At 67.4% G+C, this 18,737-nt stretch carries 20 protein-coding genes; all 20 read right to left on the bottom strand.

Annotated elements, in window-relative coordinates; all coding sequences use genetic code 11:
* Positions 1–261: 261 nt before the first annotated feature.
* Positions 262–687, bottom strand: coding sequence for an endonuclease VII domain-containing protein (locus K6I33_RS36215; RefSeq protein WP_229347697.1), 426 nt, complete (start codon positions 685–687; stop codon positions 262–264).
* Between the two features lie 13 nt (positions 688–700).
* Positions 701–2,557, bottom strand: coding sequence for a DNA polymerase (locus tag K6I33_RS01380; protein WP_229347691.1), 1,857 nt, complete (start codon positions 2,555–2,557; stop codon positions 701–703).
* Positions 2,558–2,569: 12 nt separating this feature from the next.
* Positions 2,570–4,948: a phage/plasmid primase, P4 family gene (locus K6I33_RS01375; RefSeq protein WP_229347678.1), complete on the bottom strand. Its 2,379-nt coding sequence runs from the start codon at positions 4,946–4,948 to the stop codon at positions 2,570–2,572.
* Positions 4,949–4,964: 16 nt separating this feature from the next.
* On the bottom strand, positions 4,965–5,324 hold the full coding sequence (locus K6I33_RS01370) for a hypothetical protein (protein WP_229347676.1): 360 nt from the start codon (positions 5,322–5,324) through the stop codon (positions 4,965–4,967).
* A complete protein-coding gene (locus K6I33_RS01365) occupies positions 5,324–5,593 on the bottom strand; it encodes a hypothetical protein (RefSeq protein WP_229347674.1) in 270 nt (89 codons plus the stop codon). The genes K6I33_RS01370 and K6I33_RS01365 overlap by 1 nt, the downstream gene beginning before the upstream one ends.
* Before the next feature lie 78 nt (positions 5,594–5,671).
* Entirely contained in the window at positions 5,672–6,361 is a 690-nt protein-coding gene (locus K6I33_RS01360) for a hypothetical protein (protein WP_229347670.1), read from the bottom strand.
* Positions 6,362–6,549: 188 nt separating this feature from the next.
* Complete coding sequence (locus K6I33_RS01355; protein ID WP_229347668.1) at positions 6,550–7,347, bottom strand: hypothetical protein; 798 nt, start codon at positions 7,345–7,347, stop codon at positions 6,550–6,552.
* A 507-nt stretch (positions 7,348–7,854) separates the two neighbouring features.
* Positions 7,855–9,951 (bottom strand): ATP-binding protein, encoded by a 2,097-nt coding sequence (locus K6I33_RS01350; RefSeq protein WP_229347665.1) that lies wholly within the window; start codon positions 9,949–9,951, stop codon positions 7,855–7,857.
* A gap of 463 nt (positions 9,952–10,414) precedes the next feature.
* Positions 10,415–10,603, bottom strand: coding sequence for a hypothetical protein (locus K6I33_RS01345; RefSeq protein ID WP_229347660.1), 189 nt, complete (start codon positions 10,601–10,603; stop codon positions 10,415–10,417).
* On the bottom strand, positions 10,588–11,157 hold the full coding sequence (locus K6I33_RS01340; protein WP_229347657.1) for a hypothetical protein: 570 nt from the start codon (positions 11,155–11,157) through the stop codon (positions 10,588–10,590). Before K6I33_RS01340 ends, K6I33_RS01345 begins: the two co-directional genes overlap by 16 nt.
* A 69-nt stretch (positions 11,158–11,226) precedes the next feature.
* Complete coding sequence (locus K6I33_RS01335) at positions 11,227–11,544, bottom strand: hypothetical protein (RefSeq protein ID WP_229347654.1); 318 nt, start codon at positions 11,542–11,544, stop codon at positions 11,227–11,229.
* On the bottom strand, positions 11,541–11,783 hold the full coding sequence (locus K6I33_RS01330; RefSeq protein WP_229347652.1) for a hypothetical protein: 243 nt from the start codon (positions 11,781–11,783) through the stop codon (positions 11,541–11,543). The genes K6I33_RS01335 and K6I33_RS01330 overlap by 4 nt, the downstream gene beginning before the upstream one ends.
* Positions 11,780–13,009: a peptidoglycan-binding protein gene (locus K6I33_RS01325; RefSeq protein WP_229347649.1), complete on the bottom strand. Its 1,230-nt coding sequence runs from the start codon at positions 13,007–13,009 to the stop codon at positions 11,780–11,782. Before K6I33_RS01325 ends, K6I33_RS01330 begins: the two co-directional genes overlap by 4 nt.
* 304 nt (positions 13,010–13,313) lie before the next feature.
* Positions 13,314–13,898: a hypothetical protein gene (locus K6I33_RS01320; protein ID WP_229347635.1), complete on the bottom strand. Its 585-nt coding sequence runs from the start codon at positions 13,896–13,898 to the stop codon at positions 13,314–13,316.
* Positions 13,873–15,051 carry a hypothetical protein gene (locus tag K6I33_RS01315; RefSeq protein WP_229347633.1) on the bottom strand — a complete coding sequence of 393 codons (1,179 nt, stop codon included), beginning with the start codon at positions 15,049–15,051 and terminating at the stop codon, positions 13,873–13,875. Before K6I33_RS01315 ends, K6I33_RS01320 begins: the two co-directional genes overlap by 26 nt.
* Before the next feature lie 67 nt (positions 15,052–15,118).
* The gene (locus K6I33_RS01310; RefSeq protein ID WP_229347631.1) at positions 15,119–15,634 is read right to left on the bottom strand and encodes a hypothetical protein; all 516 of its coding nucleotides are present in this window, start codon (positions 15,632–15,634) and stop codon (positions 15,119–15,121) included.
* Positions 15,631–16,053, bottom strand: a complete 423-nt coding sequence (locus K6I33_RS01305) for a hypothetical protein (RefSeq protein ID WP_229347629.1) — start codon at positions 16,051–16,053, stop codon at positions 15,631–15,633. Before K6I33_RS01305 ends, K6I33_RS01310 begins: the two co-directional genes overlap by 4 nt.
* An 89-nt stretch (positions 16,054–16,142) precedes the next feature.
* Entirely contained in the window at positions 16,143–16,721 is a 579-nt protein-coding gene (locus K6I33_RS01300; protein ID WP_229347626.1) for a hypothetical protein, read from the bottom strand.
* Complete coding sequence (locus K6I33_RS01295; RefSeq protein WP_229347623.1) at positions 16,714–17,778, bottom strand: hypothetical protein; 1,065 nt, start codon at positions 17,776–17,778, stop codon at positions 16,714–16,716. Before K6I33_RS01295 ends, K6I33_RS01300 begins: the two co-directional genes overlap by 8 nt.
* Positions 17,775–18,737, bottom strand: a complete 963-nt coding sequence (locus tag K6I33_RS01290) for a hypothetical protein (RefSeq protein WP_229347617.1) — start codon at positions 18,735–18,737, stop codon at positions 17,775–17,777. The genes K6I33_RS01295 and K6I33_RS01290 overlap by 4 nt, the downstream gene beginning before the upstream one ends.

The following is an 18,737-nucleotide window of genomic DNA, read 5'->3' as shown; positions in this document are numbered from 1 at the left end:
GAAGGTTGAAAACCGCATGACCCTCCGCTTTCCCGCTAGTTACTCACTGGTGCGCAACTCGCACCGCAGTACTTAAACACGGCGTAAACCCCGATTAGCCGTGGCGTGACCCAAATCCGCCGCCGGAACGAGACCCGCTCGGCCGCCCCCTCCTTTTGAGGGACAAGGGCGTGATCGTCGTGACCCCCTCGTGACCGCGACGCGATGTTCCGTGACCTGATCATGGTGGATTCCCCCTGCCTCATCCCGTCCGCGCCCAGGTCAGCCCAGCACCTGGGCCCGCAGGTCGGCCGTCCGGGAGAGGTAAGCAGCGGCCCGCTCCAGGACCGCCGGGTCGTCGGCCAGCAGTCCCAGCGCGGCGTTGCACGTGGAGTGCAGGAGTCCGCGGGGCAGCCCGGAGACATGGTCGTGGTCGACGACGAGCCGGCCGCCGGAGGCCGGGCCCTCGCCGCAGACCGGGCAGCGCCAACCCTGGGTGGCTCCCATCGACCGGTAGTCCTCGCTCGTGATCCCGTACGCCCGCCGCAGCCGGCGATCCCGCTCGCGGGCGGGGTCGCGGGTCTGCTTCCTGCGGGCGGTGGTGCACACCTGGCAGCGGGAGGCGCGGCCGTCGTTGCTGGAGCGGTGCCGGGGGAACCGGGCGAGCGGCAGGAGATCTCCACAGTCGCAGCAGGGCTTGACGCTCACCCGTCCCACCTCCTCAGAAGTCGCCGCCCTTGAGGCTGCCCCATGATCTTTTGCCGATGTCCGCGCTCGCGGTGATCGGTACGCCGTACAGGTCGAAGTTCATCGCCTTCTCGACGACCCGCGCGATGTCCTCGGCGTCCTCGGCCGGCGCGGACACAAGGACCTCGTCATGCACCGGCAACCGGAGGTAATCCAGGACACCGGCGTCGTGCATGTCGCACAGCGCCTGGCCCAAGCAGTCCCGGGCGGCAGACTGGACCTGGTAGTTCACGACCGCGTACGTACGGTCGCGGTCGAGCGGGAGCCGGCGGCCGGTCACCGTCGTGGTAACCATGCCGTTGGCCATGGCCTCGCGCTGCCAGGCGTTCGAGGCCCGCTTGATCTCCGGGAAGACCCGGTCGTAGGTGCGCATGGCCGAGCGGACGGCGTCCTCGTCGGCCCCGGTCATACGGGCGACACCGGAGGCCCCGCCGCCGAAGATCTTGCCGAAGCCGATGCCCTTGCACAGCGCCCGCAGGCGCCCGTCCGGGTCGTCCACGTCGCCGTAGACCAGGGAGCGGGTGTAGCTGTGCAGGTCCTCACCGGCGAGGATGGCGGCCTTCATGCGCTTGACGTCCGCGAGTGCGGCCATGACCCGCATCTCGACCGCGTCGAAGTCGCACGAGATCATCACGTGGCCCTCGTCGGCCAGGATGGCACGGCGGATCGTCACGTCCCGGCCGGGAAGTGTCTGCAAGGCCGGTCGGGTGATCGACATCCGCCCCGTACGGGCGGCCAGGGAGTGGATGAAGGGGTGCACCCGCCCCTCGGCGTCCAGTGTTTGCAGGAACGTATCCGCGTACGCCGACTTCCACTTGCCCGCCCTCTTGGAGCGCACGACCGCATCGGCCAAGGGGTTGGGCGTCCGGGCACCGCGGCGTTCCCACGAGTTGCTGAGGTCGGCCAGGGCCAGCAGGACGGCCTTGTCGACCCGCAGCGCGCCGCTGGCGGTCCGCTCGGACAGCGCCTCACCCATGCCGACTAGGGCGTCCGCCACCTGCTTGGGCGAGTTGATCGACTCGACGCCGTAGCGGCGGGCCTTGTGCTCGAACTCCTCGGCCTGGGCGCGCAGTCGCTCGGAGAGGTCCTTGGTGTACTCGATGTCGCACAGCAGGCCTGTGCGCTGCATGTAAGCGCAGATGAAGGCGATGCGGTGTTCGTACTCCAGGAGTGCCGGCCGGATGCCGAGCTGGGCGTGGGCACCGGTGAGTGCGCCCAGGAGCCGACTGGTGAGCAGGACGTCGAGCCCTGCGTAGGTCTCGTAGGTGGGGTGATCGAGCGGGATGCCGGCGAAGCCCTCGGCCTTGGTCAGGCCGAGGGATCGAAAGACGCGGGTCAGGTCCTCTTGGGTGTCGGGGGCGGCCGGGTCGATGTAACGGGCGGAGAGCTGCTTGAGGCCGGTGCCCACCCCGCCTTCCTGAGCCTGCCTGGGGTCGACCAGGGTGGCCATGATCTTGGTGTCGACGGTGCGCGGGTACAACCGTTCCAGCGGCACACCGAGATAGCGGTCCACTACCAGCCAGTCGAAGGCGGCGTGGTGGATCACCACCTTCGGCAGGTCGAGAAGGACTCGGCGTGCGGCGTCGGCGAACAGCCGGCCGCGTTCGACGGGCAGGACCCAGGCGGTTCGCTGGTCGCCGAACTGCGCGAGGCGCAGCCGGTAGTCGGCGCTGAAGATGTCCAGGCCGGTGGTCTCGGTGTCGAAGGCGACTGGGCGGCCGGCGGAGATGTGTCCAGCCGCCCAGCCGTGGAACGCCCGCACGTCCTGGGCGTCCTCCACCACGTGGATGTCGACCGGCTCACCGGCGATGAGGTACCCGTGCGTGCGCAAGCGTTCTTTCCTTTAGTTATCGCCCCCGAAAATGCCGGGGCCCCGCTGTGCGGGTTTCGAGAGGTCCAGCAGGTTGCGGAATCCGCGCGAGCCGTCGGAGCGCTGTCCTTCGACCACGCCGGGGAAGGTGCGCACGGCGTCGTAGAAGCGGTTGCGGCTCATGGGGTGCTTGATCCCGCATTCCTCGACCCAGGTGCGGTACCGCTCCCAGGTGTCCGGCCGGCGCGTGAAGGCGCCCGGTTCGACGGCGAATTCCTCGCCGATGAAGCCGGAGAGCGGGTGCGAGGCGTCCCGATAGTGCGCGGTGCGCCTCTCGACCGAGGACGGGAAATCAAGTCCCTGGCCGGCGACGTACTTGGCGAACCAACGCACCGCGCCGGCCACCGCCCACGCCGCGATGCCTTCACGCTCGCGGCGCAACATGGTCGACAAATGCCGGTCCTCCCGGCCCCGGAAGTCCTGCTCCCACGGGATGACGCGAACGCGCTGCCACAGTGCGGCGTCGGTGGCGTCCACGTCCGGGCAGTAATTCGTGTCCACCTGCACGAGGCAGGCCGGCCGGAACGTGATGTCGTGGCGGGCGTAGACGCCGCGCGCGCTGATGGTCTGGTCACCGGTGATGGCCTTCATCAGAGCCTGGTCGAGCTGCATCGAGGCCGGCCACTCCGAGCTGATCACCAGCCGCTTTCCGCGCAGGCCCACAATGTCCGCACGGGGCCCGCCCGACTCCCGCCGACGCTGGAACAGGGACGCGTCCACGCGGTGTGCGGCCGCGCCGAAAACGTCCTCAAGGGTGCCGGTGAACGTCGTCTTGCCGTTGGTCGTCGGACCGACGTGCATCACGAAGCACCGCTCGACCGACAGCCCGGAAAGCCCATATCCGACGAGTTCCTGGAGAAAGGCCAGCATGGCCTCGCTGTCCGGATGGCACTCGCGAAGGAACCGTTCCCACCGGGGTGCGGGCGCCTCAGGGGCGAAGTCCACGTCCACGAAGAATGTGTTCATGTTCTCCGGCCGGTGCTCGCTCAAGGCGCCCGTGGACAGGTCCACCATGCCGTTGCGGAAGGCGAGTTGTCGGGGATCGGCGTCGAACTGGTCGACGCTCGCGTAGACGCCGGGTATGGAGGACAGCATGTCCACCATGCCGCGCACCCGCTGTGCGCTCTGAGAAAGGCTTATCCACTTCGCCAGGGTGTCCGGGTTGGTGTGCCCGGACTCCTTGGCCATTTCCGCGACGACGGCCCGCACGTCGGCGTACAGGGCTTCCTCCGGCACCTGGGCCCACTTGCGGCCCTGCCATCTGAAAACGCCCGCTCCGGGGATCATGCGGACGTTACCGCCGAGCTTGCGGTAAAGCCGCTCGGCGTTGCCGAGGTCGGTCAGGGGGAGCGGCCCCTCGTCGCCGCCCGGTGCGTCGGCGGCCGGCTTGGGCTCGGTGGCCTTGACCGGCTGCGCCGCCCGTACGGCCCGGTGCAGTCGGCCGGCGAAGCCTTCGCGGTCCTGCTCGCGCCACTCGGTCAAGTCCAGACCGGTTGGAATTCCGTCAAGGCGGCGCACTATGACGCTGGCCCGCAGCAGTGCGCGCGCCAGGTCGTCGGTGAAGGCGTCGCCGGCCCGGTCGCGGTCGCCGGCCAGCACCACGTCCCGGTCGCGCAAGCCCGCCGCCAGCTCGGCCACCAGCAACTCGTTGCGCGACAGGCCGGCCCCGCGCACGGCCACTGAGTCGTAGCCGGCCGCTGCGGCGGTCAGGGCGTCCGAGGGGCCCTCAGTGACGATGACCGTGTCGAAGCCAGCCCCGCCCCGGAAGACGCCGTACTTGGCCCAGGTCCCGCCAGCGTTGGCGAGGGAGGCCCAGCGGGCCGGACAGCGGCCGGAGATGTCCCGGCCCTGGGCGCCTCGCGCGACGCCGTCGAAGCCGATCAGCGGGACGACCAGGCGCGGGAAGCGGGCGAAGGTGTCGGAGACGAACTCCGGGTACTCCGCGGCCGGCTGCCACTCGCCCAGCTCCAGGGTCTGGGCCTGCTGGGCGGTGAGTCCGAACCGCTCGGCGACGTAGTCGTAGACCGCATCTCCGGCAGTCATCATCCGCTCGTCCAGCCACATCCGCAGCGCGGCGACCTGCGCCGGCCCGACCGGCGACGGACGCTGTGCCGGGACGGTCAGGCCCTCGCCTTCGGCGTCGAAGAGGTCGGAGAACATCAGGCCGGCCGCCTTCAGCACGTCGGCGGTCTTGCAAGCCGCGCGGCACACCAGACGCACCTTGCGGTCCTCGCCGCGCCAGATGCGCAGCGAGGGGTGGTGGTCGTCGTGGCCGGCGCACCGGGCCAGATAGCCACCGTCCGCGTGCTCCGAGACGTCCTCGAAGCGTGCCAGGATCGAACGGAACTCCACTTGCTTGTCTCTCTCCTCAGTCGTCGGGGGCATCGACCCCCAGAAGCCGGGCCCGGACCCGGCGGAAGGTGCGCACGTCCATCACGGCGTAGCCGTCGCCCACGCCCTTGCGCGGACGCTTGATCAGCGCCACCCCGAACGGCGCGCCGGCGTTGTGTGCCTCGCGGTTGGCCTGTTCGACGAAGCCGGCGAGGTCGTACGCCTTGACGGCCTTGGCCTCGCCGGTGAACGGGTAGGCGTCCAGATCGTCGATGTCGTTCACACCGGTCTGCGCGTTGCGGCGTACCTGGGCGTTCCGGTCGGTCAGCCCCTCGTTGAGGTACGTCCCCAGGGCCGTTTCCCAGGCCGTGCCTTTGGCTTTGTGCGGGTTGGCCACTACTGGACGTGCCGCCAGCTCGTGCCGTCCACGATGTGACGGGTAGCCCGCTCGGAGATACCGAAGGCGTGGCCGAGGGTGGCCAGGTGTGCCCCGGCTGCGGCGGCCGACCGGATGGCGCGGACCTTGTCCTCGTTCAGCTTGGCCGAGCTGTTGCCGGTGCCCGTGGACGGGTGAAGGTCGGGCAGGAGGGTGTCCTGGCGGAACGGCCATCGCATAATCTCCTCGGCGCTCAGCATGCGGCGGCCGGGGAGGGCGGTGTTACTCAACCTGTCTTTCTCCATGGGTGGTTGGTGGCCGAGGGGCCCGCCGCGGTGGTTGTTGCCGCAGCGGGCCTTCGTCCCGTGCTAGAACGGAACCTCGGTCGGCTGGGAGGCCTTGTGGACATCGATGACGGGCTTGCGGTACCGCACGTCGATACCGCTCTTGGTCTGGAACTCCACGAGTTCCAGACGCAGCGTGCAGACCGCCGGGCCGCCGACGGCTTCCAGCTTGTTCTCGACCTCGTGCAGGACCTTCACCAGCTCCCAGGAGCCGGACACGAAGCGGAACCGCCCGAGGTCAGGGTGATCGGCGAGGGAGAACGTCACCTCGACGGAGGGGGCCGGGCCCCGACCGGTCTTGGCCGCCGCCTTGCGGTCGGCCAGCAATGCGGGGCAACCGCAAGGGGTGCCCTTGTCCTCCTCGGGGCTCAGGAACTCCACGCCGTCGCACTCGTGGATGGGGCCCTGCCGCCCCCAAAGGACCATGCGGGAGCGGATGGCCTGCGGACCGTCGATGACGACCTTCACGGCGTCGGCTTCAGTGAGGACTTCCAGCCGGTCCTCCGCCGAGGTCTCCCACTCCTCCGGCCGGCCGCCGTATACCTTCGCGACGGCATCGGCAACCTCGGGGTCGCCGGTGGTCACACGCCAGGCGCTCAACGATTCCGGGCGGTTGCCCGCTATCCGGCCCGACCGGAACCGCCCTACCGTGTCGCTGCTGAATCGCGGCTTCGGCCGGCTCTCGGGGTCGGTCTCGAAAATGCGCAGGCTCAAGTAATTCTCCGTGCTCTGACTTGCGTTGGTGAGCGGAGAGAGGCGCGCGGCGGCTCAGCCGGGCCGGCGCGGCCCCTCTCTCGGAGGGCTTGAGTTCGGGCGGGGTACGGCCGCTCAGCGGCGGGTCCCGGTCACCAGCCACAGCAGCACAGCCGCGACCAGGGCGAGCCCCACGACGGGTTCGAAGGTCACCGGGCCGCCCTGCGCTGGGTGCCGGTGACGAGAGTGGAGCCGCCGGACATCACCGGCTTGCCGATGACCACCTTCGACCGCTCCCGCTCCCAGTCGAACGTCTCGCGCAATGCCAGGAAGTGACCGAAGACCTCGTTGGAGATCTCCACCGGCTTGAGCGCCCACTGGTCGGCGGTCACGTGCAGGACCGCGCCGGCCTCGCACCGGGGCATCGGGAGCTTGGCCCCGTCGGCGTCGATGATGTGGTCCGCCCGCGCGTAAGCCGTGAGCTGAAGGGAGACGTCCGCGTAGGTGTCCTTCGAGGTCTTGTAGTCCAACATCACCGTCTCGCCGTCAATGCGGCAGATGGCGTCGAAGGACCCGGCATAGACATGCCGGTCGCTCCAGGCAACGTCTTCCATCCGCAGGAACTCCGGCTGCGCTCGGTCCAGGAACTCGCAGAAGTGCGCCCGGTACGGTTCGAGATCGGGATGGACGCGGCGGACGACCTCCCCGCGAGCCAGGCGCTCGAAGAGGTCGTGGGCGTCGGAGCCGAGGGCGGCGCGCTGCTGGGTGTACCTCCTCGCCGCCCCCTTGAGGTAGTCGACCGCCCCGCCCGCGTCGTTCAGTGCCAGGCCCACTACGGAGCCGAGGTTCTGCACCGCGCACTCGGCCGTCATCTTCGCCTGCCAGAACGCCAGGAACGGCTTGGGCAGGCACGAGATGATGGAGGTGACTCCAGGGACCTTGATGCCGCTCTCGGGCTCCACGTAGAACCGTGAGCCGCCCCGCATGATCGTGTTCGCGCCTGCCATCGCACCCTCTCCGCAGCCCCGCCGCTGGCGGGCTTTTGTTATTTGCGGAAGGCTTGAGTTCAGGCAGGGTACAGCTGGGCGGCGACAGCAGGAAAACCGCTGTCGCCGTCTTCTTTCCTTATACGCGTACAGGGAAAGAAGGTACATGCAGCAGCTGTTTTGCTGCGCCGAGCCTAGAACCCGGTGATCACTGCTGGAGGTTGCGGGCCGTCGCGCGGGATGCACGCTGGTCCAACAACCGGATGGAGGGACCGCTACACGCTGGGAGCTGTTCGGCAGAAACCCTGTCTTGGGCACCCAATCGCGCCGACTTCATACATCGTCTGGCGCAGTCCCCACCGAAGTTGCCCGCCACGCAGGCCATAAATCCCTGTCCTTATTCCGCTTCTACGCCAGGATGATCCCTGGCCCCAGCAGCAGGTGAACAAGAACATCGAGCACGCCCTGCTGGTGGGCGAGAATCAGGCTCCTCGTGGATGAGTAAAAGCCGCACATCAGGCTACGCTCTCAATGACTAAACGGCAAGAACCCGATATCTGGCGAACGTCTACGCGCCCTACCAAGAAATTCAGCCCCCGGGACATGCAGGTTGAGTTGCTTCTCTTCGGGCAGACAAGACACCTTGAAGTGCTCCCCTTTCGTAACCCTACTCATCTCCACAATCGCCCTCATAGAGCGAGCTCCGTGAAGGTAATCTGGCGTCGTCAAGAAGGCCCGAATCACATCCTCCGATACCTCGAACCGGCCTCGCTTATCTTTTACGATCCCCTTCTTCTTCAACAATTCATGGAGAATGATGGCCCGACGAAGTACATAGTGCACGTCGCCCGGTCCTTCCGGGTTCGGCCCAGTCACATCAATAAAACCACGAAGCCTACTGAGGAAGTCTAGGGCTTTCGCGTCGGGGTCCGCCTTCTGTACCGCGTCTCTGAACTCGTCAAACCTGTCAGATGTCCCTCCAGCGAACACAAAGAGCGCCGGCCCTACTCTGTGAACAATCTCACCTTGCAGAAATTTACCATCCTGCATAGGCGCAAGAAAATATCGAAGCCATCCCAGATGCTCGCCTTTAAGGGGGGAGTCAAATTCATCCCAGAAGGCCAGTGGAATACTCCCCTGAAGCGCTCCGTCACGCACTCGATGCAGTGCGCCGATAAGATCGGAAGCGGAGTTGAATTGCGAGAGATTAAAGTCAAATGACTGGACGCCTCGACCTGGTCTCTCCAGGGGTGCCATAAGCTGCTTGACGGCGTAGCTCTTTCCAGCGCCCGGGGCACCGAAAACCGCAATTGAAAGTGGCGCTACATCTAGTGCCGACTTGGACCCGTAGTCCATCAAAAGATTGCGGATGGAATGCAGGCTTTCGATCTCTTGACGGCTCACGCTAAACAGCTTGCCAAAATGGCCCAAGGGAATGTCATCGAGCACCGATGGCCCTTCTATCACTACTCGATGAGCGAGTGCTTCAACCTCAACTTGATCGTGATGTTGTATACCCAATATCGAATCAGTAGCATAAGATTCAACCGCGGTAGAAGCCGATATTCGAGAGATGCCAAACCCCGTCAAAACTCTCGCCCTGTCCGCCTCTCGCGCAAAGGAAAGCGAATCGCTCGGGAATGCGAGTTCCGACTTACTTACATCAAATCCATCGTCGTATATTAGCCGCATGGCGGCAACTCCCTGAAGTATCCCTTCAGTGAGCTCTTCCGGATCCGCAAGGAGCTGGCGAACGATTCCAGCACATAGGGCGCTACCATAACCGAACATCATACCTTCGGAGTGCGCTTCTTCCCATTCGCTTTCCATCAGCTCACGATTAAATACCAAGGTATAATCGCGTTGACCGTTTTTACGCTTGATCAGCAGAACCCCGCTTGGGCCGAAAGAAACAACTACTTGCCCACAGCGGGCTAGTGGCTTTATTGCGGCGTTGCGTTGAAGCTCTACTGCAACATCCTGAGCCGATCGCTCCCAAGATAGATCTTTACTGATACCGGCTCCCACATCACGCAAGCGCGCTACCGAGGTGATGATGATTAGCTTGCGCCCGAGCCAGTCCTTCGAGTCACACACCCTGCTGTAGATATAATCCCAAAGCTTCCCCGTCATGACGCCTTGACTCATTTTAAGGACCACCCAGGGCTGATCCTCCTTGCTGCAATCACTGTTGGGTATCAAGCCTTTCCAGTTCCGTGGATCTTTCCGAAAACTGAGTGCCGCATCATCGATGACGACTACTTTGGCTGGCCCCGGCGGCCTTTCGGGAGCATTCGGCTTTCCGCTCTCCCGGAACCCTAGGTAGTCTTTGATTCGAGCCCGATTTCTTTCGCCTTTCGCCATCAGGGCGAACGTGTGATTATACGGGTTATCGTACGTTCGAATTTCGTCTTTATTGGGTTTGCTGTACGCGCACTTAACCGTAGCTCGTGTGGTGATTGATTCCTTCACGAGGGATTCGAGCAGTGTTACTCCGCCTGCATGCCACCCCACCGTCAAGCGAGCCCGTAGGCGCTCATCATCATGACGGATTCCACTGCTGTCAGATTCCATGAAAACCCAGTCGATGGTCTGATCGCCGGTAATGAAAACCAACTCGTCCACGTCACTCACCGCCTGTCAGGACTAGGCGATCACACTTACCGATATCTTTCAGCTTTGGCGTGGCCTAGAGCACCTCTGCGCCAAGTATGCGTTGTGGTGTGAAGTCATGCAGCGAGTAAGGCTCAGTGTTTGATCAGTTCGTTCCCCTTACTCCAGTCCATACCTATGTAGATGGGGACGCTACTTGATCAAGGGTTGGGTCGGCAGAGCTCGTGCGCGATGACGAGGGACACCTGGCTACCCGGGCCGGAGCCCCAACTCACTCTCAGCGACTGCCAGCCCGCGCTAACCGGTCGGCTCCGTCCTCCTTCAGAAAGTCAATGACAACACTGGCTCTGGTCATTTGAAGCGGCGGTGACATCGCTGCCACGACGGTTTCTCACAACCGTTACTCCTCAGGGAACGCACGAAGGCCCCCATGACCGATCCCGAAGATCGGCCACGGGGGCCAGAGAGGTGGACGTCAGCGCGCCCGGTTGATGGACGGCACGCCGTCGCGGTAACCGGGCACCTCAGCCCGCACTCGGGCATCCGCCACGCGCTGCTCGCGCATCTCGCGCGGCGTTACCGCGTCCCACGGACTCTCGTCCACGGTGTTCAGTACGTTCTCGGTGGGCACGGCTCGCAGGAGCTTGATCAGTAGGTGTCGCATCGGCTCTTTCTGGTCTGTTCCATGGCCGCGTCCACCTGGCGGTGCAGCGCAGCGAGTGTTCCGTTGTTGTTGATCAGCAGCTCCCCGTGGTGGAGGGGCAGCCGCTCGGATTCGTGTACCGCGTTCGGGAGCCCTGGCCGGTCGACGGACCACAGGGTGAAGCCGTGCGCGGCCAGGGCGTGTACTTCGTTCTCGAAGCGGACGTCCGGCACGACGACGGGGCGAGCGTCCTCCTCCCGGTACGCGGTGTCGGCGTTCCGAAGCAGCACGTCCACCCAGTGGTTCACGCTGATGTGGTGACGTACGCCGTCCGTGCCGAGGCGTTGCAGGAAGCGCCGGGCTTCGGGATAGCGCTCCTTGACCGTCTCCCAGCCAAACAGGCGCACCGCCTCGGCGAGGCGCAGCGCGCCGCCGTCCCGCACTTCGCAGGTGATCAGGGGGTCTATCCCGAGGGCCATGTCCTTGAGCGGGTCGGCCAGGGCCACGCGCCGGAATCCGTACGCTTCGACGAGCCGTGCGGCCACGGTGTCCTTTCCGCTGCGTGCCCGTCCCATGATCCCGATGCCTCGCACCCTTCCCCTTCCCTCGGCTGACGCGAGGGTTGAGTTCGGGAGGGGTACAGCTCAGCCGGGCCGGCCGCGCCCCTCGGCCTTCATCGACATGGTGGGCAGGAGCGCGGTCGGCCCCTCTGCGGAGCGGTCCGCCTGGGCCAGGGCGGCCTCCGCTTCCTCGCGGAGCACCGCGCGGTGGTTGGGGGTGACACGGGCTCGCGCGCCGTGGCCGAGGAACAGCGTCACGGCGGCCACGACGGCACCGACCATGGGTTCGGTGTGCTCGATGCCGGCGAGTGCGGGAACCCACGCTCCCAGCAGGGACAGAGCGGCCACGACGATGGCGCGCATCATCACGGGGTTGTCTCGGATGTCGTCTCTGATGATCATGCCTTTCCGGTGACACGGATGGCCTCGGCGACGACCGCGCCGAGGGCGGAGACCCCGGCCAGGGGTGCGGCGTAGCGCCACCGTTCGATGGCGCGTAGCCGGGTCTCGTGGTCGGCGAGTTCCGCGGCCGTAGTGGTCTGGGTCTGGGTCAGCCCTCGGACGTCATCGCGCAGGCCCACGATCTGGTCGTAGATCTCGCGGGCGGAGATGCTGACGCCGAGGGAGTCGCGTTCGTTCATGCCGCCGTCACCGGCTCGGGCACGGCGCGCGTCAGCTCGGCGCGCACGGCGTCCTTCTTCGAGGTCGGCTTGACTGGGCGGAAGGTGATCGAGCCGTCCGCGTTCTTCTCCATGGTCCACAGCCCCTCGCCCAGGGGATCGGCCGGCCTGGCGGGCTTCGGCTGCGCCGGCTTGGCCGGGGCCGGCTCCTGCGGCCGCGTCGGCTTCGCCTTCGTGGGGGCAGGGGCCAGGAGCATGTGCAGGGAGACGGGTCCGGGGATGCCGTCGGCGTCCGCGCCGGTGAAACCGAGGGACCGCTGGAAGTCGGCGTAGTTGCGCTGGTCGGCCTGCGACCAGCGGGGGCCGGGGCCTTCGGCGTAGTGGCGGCCGAAGCCCTTGTCCACCAGGGCCTTGCCCAGGGCAGTGATGTGCGGTCCATACGCGCCGGGTCCGTACTCGTGGCCCTCGATGCTGGCCCGGCCGGCCGACGTCTCGTCGTGGTCCCGCCGGTGTGTGTCGGGTGTCGGCGGGGAGGGCTTATCCGGAGCGGGCTTGGCGGTGGCCGAGACGGTCAGCTCCTGGCCGTCCGTGATCCGGTCAGGGTGGTCGATGCCGGGGTTCAGGGAGAGGAGGGCGGAGACGGTGGTGCCGCACAGGGCGGCGATCGCGCTCAGGGTCTGCCCGCGCTTGACGGTCCACCGGCCGGGGTCGGCCGGGGCGGTGTCGCCGGCGAGGGTGGCGAAGGCGGGGCGGCCGAAGCCGAGGATCATCGACCGGGGGCGGGTGCGGTAGTACACGCCGTCGCCGTTGTTCTGCGAGCCGGCCGCGCCGCTGGAGGTGTTGCCCTCGACCGTCTTCACGCTCGTCCCGGGCTCGGCGTCGGCCAGGACGATGCCGACGTGATAGGCGACGCCGTCGCCGTTGTGGAAGAACACCACGTCGCCGGCCCTGGCCTGCGCCTGTGCGCTGTACCACTGGCCGCGATTCCTGAAGAACTCGACGTGCGAGGGGCAGTAGGCGAACTTCCCTACCGCCGCCGCGTTGCCGGTCCGCTCGGCGCAGTAGGAGACGAACATGTCGCACCAGGGCTGCCAGTTCATCGGGTACCAGCGGCCGAAGACGGTGTCGTTGTTGCGGCCTTCCTTGTACTTCTCGTCGGCCCACTTCCTCGCTTCGGCGAGGAAGGCGTTACGGGAACCCAGTGCGGGCTTCTCCTTTCGGGATGCGATGACTCGGCCAGGGCTCAAATGATTCACAACGAGCCCTGGCAGCCAAAAATTACCTGACCCTGCCTCCGAATAATGCCTTGAGTGCCAGCAATGCACGCTCTCTGATTTGCGGGTCCGGATGCATGACCGCAGTCAGCAGCACTGCGGTAACCGCTGCCAGAAATCCCGTACCCGGTAGGGCAGTTGCCATCTCCATGACAGGAACATAGCGCGGCCGTTCCACTGTATGCAAATGGCGACCTTATGCATATGACTTCACCTTATGCATAAGGTCGGCGCGGATTTCCGGAATACCGGAAACAGTAATCCGGCAATTGGCAGGCTAAATGAAAGTGGGCGCCTTGTCGACCTGTGCCAGCTCTTCATCGCTCAGGTCGTCCTCGCCGAGGGCGGTGGCGGCCGGCACCCAGAACGAGGCGCTTGAGGTGTCGGTGGCGGGGGTGTTGCCGCGCAGGAAGAAGCGGTCCGCGCCGTCTCCCTCGGACCAGCCGGTGCGGCCGGGCCAGCGCCAGAACCACCGGAGGGTGCGATATTTGATCGTGCCCATGCCGGGGACGTCGTAGGACTGCATGTCCCCGGGGCGGACCACGGCGCAGGGGTATCCGCCGGTGTTGTGGGTGGTCTTGCCGGTGTTCGTCTTCAGCTCGACCTGCCAGTCCTGGGCGGAGAACAGGCGCGCTTCCACCCGCAGGATGGGTTTGTTCATGCCGGAGATCGGCACTTCGGCAAGATCCACCCAGCCGGGGCCCTGGAAGCGGTGGGCGGAGCCGGGGTAGACGGCGACCGACTGGAACCGGTCGGTGCGTCCGCCGCGCGGGGGTGTGCGTTCCAGGTCGCGCAGCCGACGTTGGAGGTCGGCGAGTTGGTCGACCAGGCTCGGCTCACGGACGAGTGAAGCTCTCCGCATCAAACAGTTCCTCTTGGCACAGGGACAGCTCGCACCGGTCCGAGCCGTCCGCGTTGACCGCGACGCGCACTTCGGTGAGCACGTACGAGCTGTCGATGCGCATGAATTCGTTGGCTGAGACGAGACGGAGTTTCTGGCCCATGTTCGGGTCGAAATGGTGGGGGGTGTAGACGTCGGGATAGGTCACCACGCGCGGGGTGACGATGCCCGTGGCTCCGAAGTGCAGGGCGGTGTCCCCGTGGAGATCGAGGGTGCTCTGGTGCTTGATCGATCCCATGACGTTGACGACGTCGCGCTGCGGGAAGAGCCGGCGCAGGTCCCGGTTGTCGCGGCGGGACCAGACGCCGGCGGTCTTGTCGCTGCCGCTCGCGCCGATGGTGTAGGCGGTCGTCGCGATGTTCTCGCCGTTGAGGAACAGTTCCTGCACCTCGCACGTGGTGCCCTCCACCAGGTCCGGCAGCGGTACGCCGTCCGGGCCGGTGGCGGTGCGGGGCGTGCGGTCGACTGTGTTGCGGATGTCGTGGCGCAGCTCGGTTCCCTTGTGGGCCCGCCATGCCGCACTGCGGAAGAAGAACCCGCCGATGTTGTCGGCGAGGTCCTGCATGACGTCCAGCGAGGGTTTGAACTCGTTCTCCAGGAACGACAGCTCGCGCTTGCGGGGCATCGCGGTGATGGCCGCGGTGCTGGTCTGGATACCCCACTCGGCGCGCAGGGCCATACGCTTGAGGATGTCGGACTGGAGGTCGCCGCCGGCCTTGGTGGACCATCCGCCGTAGGCGTGGTTGGTCTCGTAGTACGACAGGAAGTCGCGGGCGGCCAGCTCCAGCGTGCGCTCCTCCAGGTCGACCCGGAGGTTCCAGACGATGCCGCCCCAGACCATGAAGCCGTCGCGGACGATGCCCAGGACGGTACGGAACGGCTGGATCGCCGGATACCGCAGGCGGGCGTCGTCCAGGGCGGCCAGCGGGATGGTCACGTTGGCCTCGGACGGCTTGTCCATGGTGCGCCGCCACCCGACGCTGACGAACCGGGGCGAGGCCCGGTAGACGGCGCGCCAGCCCCTCTGGCGGAAGCTGTCGGGGTGCCACCCGGTACTGCCGGTTCCCCGGGTGAGGTCGAGTGCGGGGTCTCCGTCGGGGACGAATTCGTACAAGCGGGCTTCGTAGCCCGATTCGGTGACCGCCAGGGCGGCCCCCTTTCGTGCGGGTGGTGCGAGTGGATCAGCGCTTGGGGTAGGCGACGGCGTGCAGGTAGGTGACCTGGTAGCCGGTGCGCAGGGTGGCGCGGGTCTTGTCGCCGGCGTGCAGGCCGGCCAGGGCGCGGACGACGACGGGCACGCCGGCGGGGGCCTCGAACTGCGTGGCGACGTCCGCCCCGCAGCCTTTCGGGGAGCGCTGCGGGCGGGAGGGGGCGCGGAAGACGGTGGCCAGCTTGGTCTCCGCCGCCGCGCCGAGCTGGACTCGGATCTCGACGTCTGCGGAGGCCGGGGGCTGGTCGGGGAAGTCGCCCCACCACGAAGCGGTGAGTTCGACCTGGCGGGCGTACGGCGTGGGCTCGAACCGGACCTCGCCGAAGAGGGTCCAGCGCAGGTGGCCGGTGACGGTCAGGCCGGGCTCGGCGTAGTCGCTGCGGAACTGTGCTCCCGGCGTGCCGACCGGCACCCAGGTGCCAGCCGTGGTCCGGGCGTACTCGGTGCCGGTCGCGGTGTCCAGGTAGAGGGTCCCCGGGACGGTCATCGGTTCTCCCTCGGGTGGAGGGCGACGCGCAGGTAGGTGTCGTGCGGCCGGTCGGGGCTGATCTTCAAGCGCATGCCGGCGGTGTCCTGGCCGGCCTCGGAACGGAAGGTGAAGTCCATCGCGTACGTGACGGTGGTGCCGGCCGGGACGGGGTGCATGGTGACGGTGTCGGTCCCGCCGGCACTGGCCCAGGCCGGGGCGCGGAACATCACGGCCAGCTCGTTGGCGCTGCCCTCGCGCACGCGCAGCGAGACCGACTCGGGGGTGTCGCCGGAGAACGCGGCCCAGGCCATGGCCTTGATGACCGCCACCCGGTCGTACGCGGCCGGGGCGATCGTCACGGAGGTGAGCGGCGTCCACCGGCCCTCGTCGGCCCCGGTGAGCGTGACGGCGGCCGGGAACGCTTCGGCGTAGGTCATGCCCTGGCCGGCGCGCCGCCAGGCGCCCGTACAGTCGGCCCAATAGCGGTCGCCGGTGCGGGTGTCGGTGTACCGGGTTCCGAGGGTTGCTATGTCGTGCTCCCTTGATCGGGGTAGGCGGTGGCGCGCAGGAAGGTGCCCGGTTCGGTGTCCTCGACCTTCACGGTGCACACGCCAGTGCTGCGGGGTTCGATGCCGTTGCAATGCCCGATCAGGCGGTAGGTCGCCGACGCGCCGGCCGGTAGCCGGTCGTAGGTGGAGACGTCCGCCCCGCCGCCGTCCGGCCAGCACGGTTCGCGGGTGGCTTCGCCGACCCGGCCGGTCAGGGTCCGGCCGTCGGCGAGGCGGACGTCCCGCGTGATCGTCGTGGTGGTGCTGTTGACCCGCGTGGTCTTCCCGGCTCCGTCGGAGTGCCAGGCGATGGCAGCGTCCACCGACACGATCCGCGCGTACGGCGCGGGCGGGACGAGGAGCGAACCCAGCTCGACCTCCGGAGAGGCGTTGCTGGCGTACCCCATCCGGAAGGCGTAGCGGTCGTTGTCGACGCGGGCCTGCACGCTGAAGGGGCGGCGCTCCGCCGACTGCCATGTTCCGTCGCGCAGGGCGGTGTAGAGGGTGCCGGCCTGGGTGTCGACGTAGGTGGTGCCGGGTGCGATCGGGTCAGCCATTGCCACCGCTTCCAGTGGCAGTCGGCGCGACGGCGTACCCCGGGGGCGGGCCGTCGCCGGCCATGACGAGATCGGCGGAGCCGACCTTGAACGTCTTGCCCGTGCTCCCGGACTCGGCGACCCACAGGGCCCCGTCCTTGGCGTACAGGACCGCGCCGTCCTGCGGACGGTCCGGGGCGGCCGCGCAGGGGCCGAGGGTGACGATGCCGGCCGGGGTGACCTTGAACCGCTCGGTGGTGATGTTCTGCTTCACCACCAGGTCGCCGCCGACCGTCGCGCCGGTGTTGGCCTCGACCGTGCCCGTATCGCCCTTGGCGCCCTTGAGGCTGCCGAGGAACGCCCAGTCGCCGCCGGACTTGTTGAACAGGCCCATGGTCGCGGTGTTGATCCACTGGTCGCCGTTCAGGCCCTCGGCCTTCGCCGGGTCCACCGTGGCGGCGTAGAACTTGTTGCCGTCGCGGTGCCAACCCTCCTCGGTGCGCACGAAGCGGTTGCCTGTGGAGAAGTTGGTGTACTGGGTGCCAAGGCGGAAGCGGGCCAGCTCGGCCGGCGCGGGGTCCTCGCCGCGCGCCGGGCCGGTGCGGGTGACCAGGTACTGCCCCCACCCGTAGACGTACCGCTGGTCGTAGTCCGGGGGCAGGTTGAGGGTGCCGTCCGGGTAGCGGCCGAACTTCGCGACGACCAACCGTCGCCCTTCGCCCGTGGCCGGCGGGGCATCGGCGGGGAGCACCTGGGGCACCAGGGCGTTGCGCCAGTCGCCGTGGGCGATGTCCTCGACGTACAGCACGACGTAGCCGGACTGTACGGACGCCGGCACCGGGACTTGCAGGGCGGTGTCGGACTCCACCCAGTACACGCCGCCGGCCTCGTCGCCGTCCTTGATCCACGCCCGGCCCGGGGCGAGTGCGATGTAGCCGGGGCCGTGGAGGGCGGACAGGGACGGCTCGAAGCTCTCGCGGCTGTCGAAGCCGGCCACGAAGTCCTGCATGGATCCGAACATCCGGCGGAAGCTCTGCGCCGGGTAGTCGGCCTCTTCCTGAAACGCGACTGTGATCACACGAACCTCCCGGGCTGCCACTCGACAAAGCCACTGGCGGCCCCGTCGTAACTCGTCTTGCTCTGCTCGATGGAAACCTCCACCGTCCGGCCGGCTTCCGCGCGCCCCCACTGGGTGAGGGTCGGCGTGACGGCCGTTCCCGTGCTCGCGCCGTCGGCGAAGTGCGTGAGCGCAGGGGGTCCGGTCACGGGGACGTCGAGCACCAGGCGCTCACCGGCGGTCAGCCGGAACGGTGTGCCGTCCGGCCACCGCTCGATGCCCATGCGCCCCACGACCTGGCCGGCCTCCTTGAACACCAGGACCGGCCCTTCGACGGGCCCGCGGATTTCCGCTCGCAGGGCGGCGGTGTCCATTGACCCGTTGGTGAGCATCGCGGTGCGGGGCGGGCCCCAGCCGCCGTCACGCGGGATGCGCAGCGGCATGCGCAGCGCCCGGTGCCGGCCGAAGCGGTAGCCGCCGCGTTTGAAGTCGGTGGAGGCGGCCAGTTGCTTGCGGATCGAGCGCACGGCCCGAATCCATGGCTCGGTGCATTCGAGCTGCACGTCGACCAGGGGGTGGAACTGTCCGTACGTCTCGTCGATGCTGGTCTCCCGTTTACGGACGCGGCCGGCGACCTGGGCCCAGGCGCCTTGGGCGACGCCGGGCAGGCAGAAGGAGAACGGCTGCTCGTTGCGGGAGTGGGTGAAGGCCGCGGCGACCTCGCCCATGAGGAGATCGAGGTGTTCGGAGTCGTCGGCCATCACCCGGAACGTGATGCTGACGACGCGGCCGCGCATGTAGTCGCGGCCGGGCAGCAGCCCGTCGTAGTTGACGAGTTCGAGGTCATGGGACTTCACGTCCGGCATGGCGGCGAGCCCGTCCACCTTCACCGGCAGGAGTGGGGAGTCCCCGCCCAGGAGCACGCCTCCGTACGCGAGCGTCCACGGCGTGCCCGTGAACGGGATGCGCGCCGACTTCAT

It is taken from the genome of Streptomyces sp. UNOB3_S3, assembly GCF_020740895.1.
Lineage (GTDB): Bacteria > Actinomycetota > Actinomycetes > Streptomycetales > Streptomycetaceae > Streptomyces.
The sequence above is the reverse complement of the archived record's forward strand: the minus strand, read 5'-3'. Positions and strand labels throughout refer to the sequence as shown.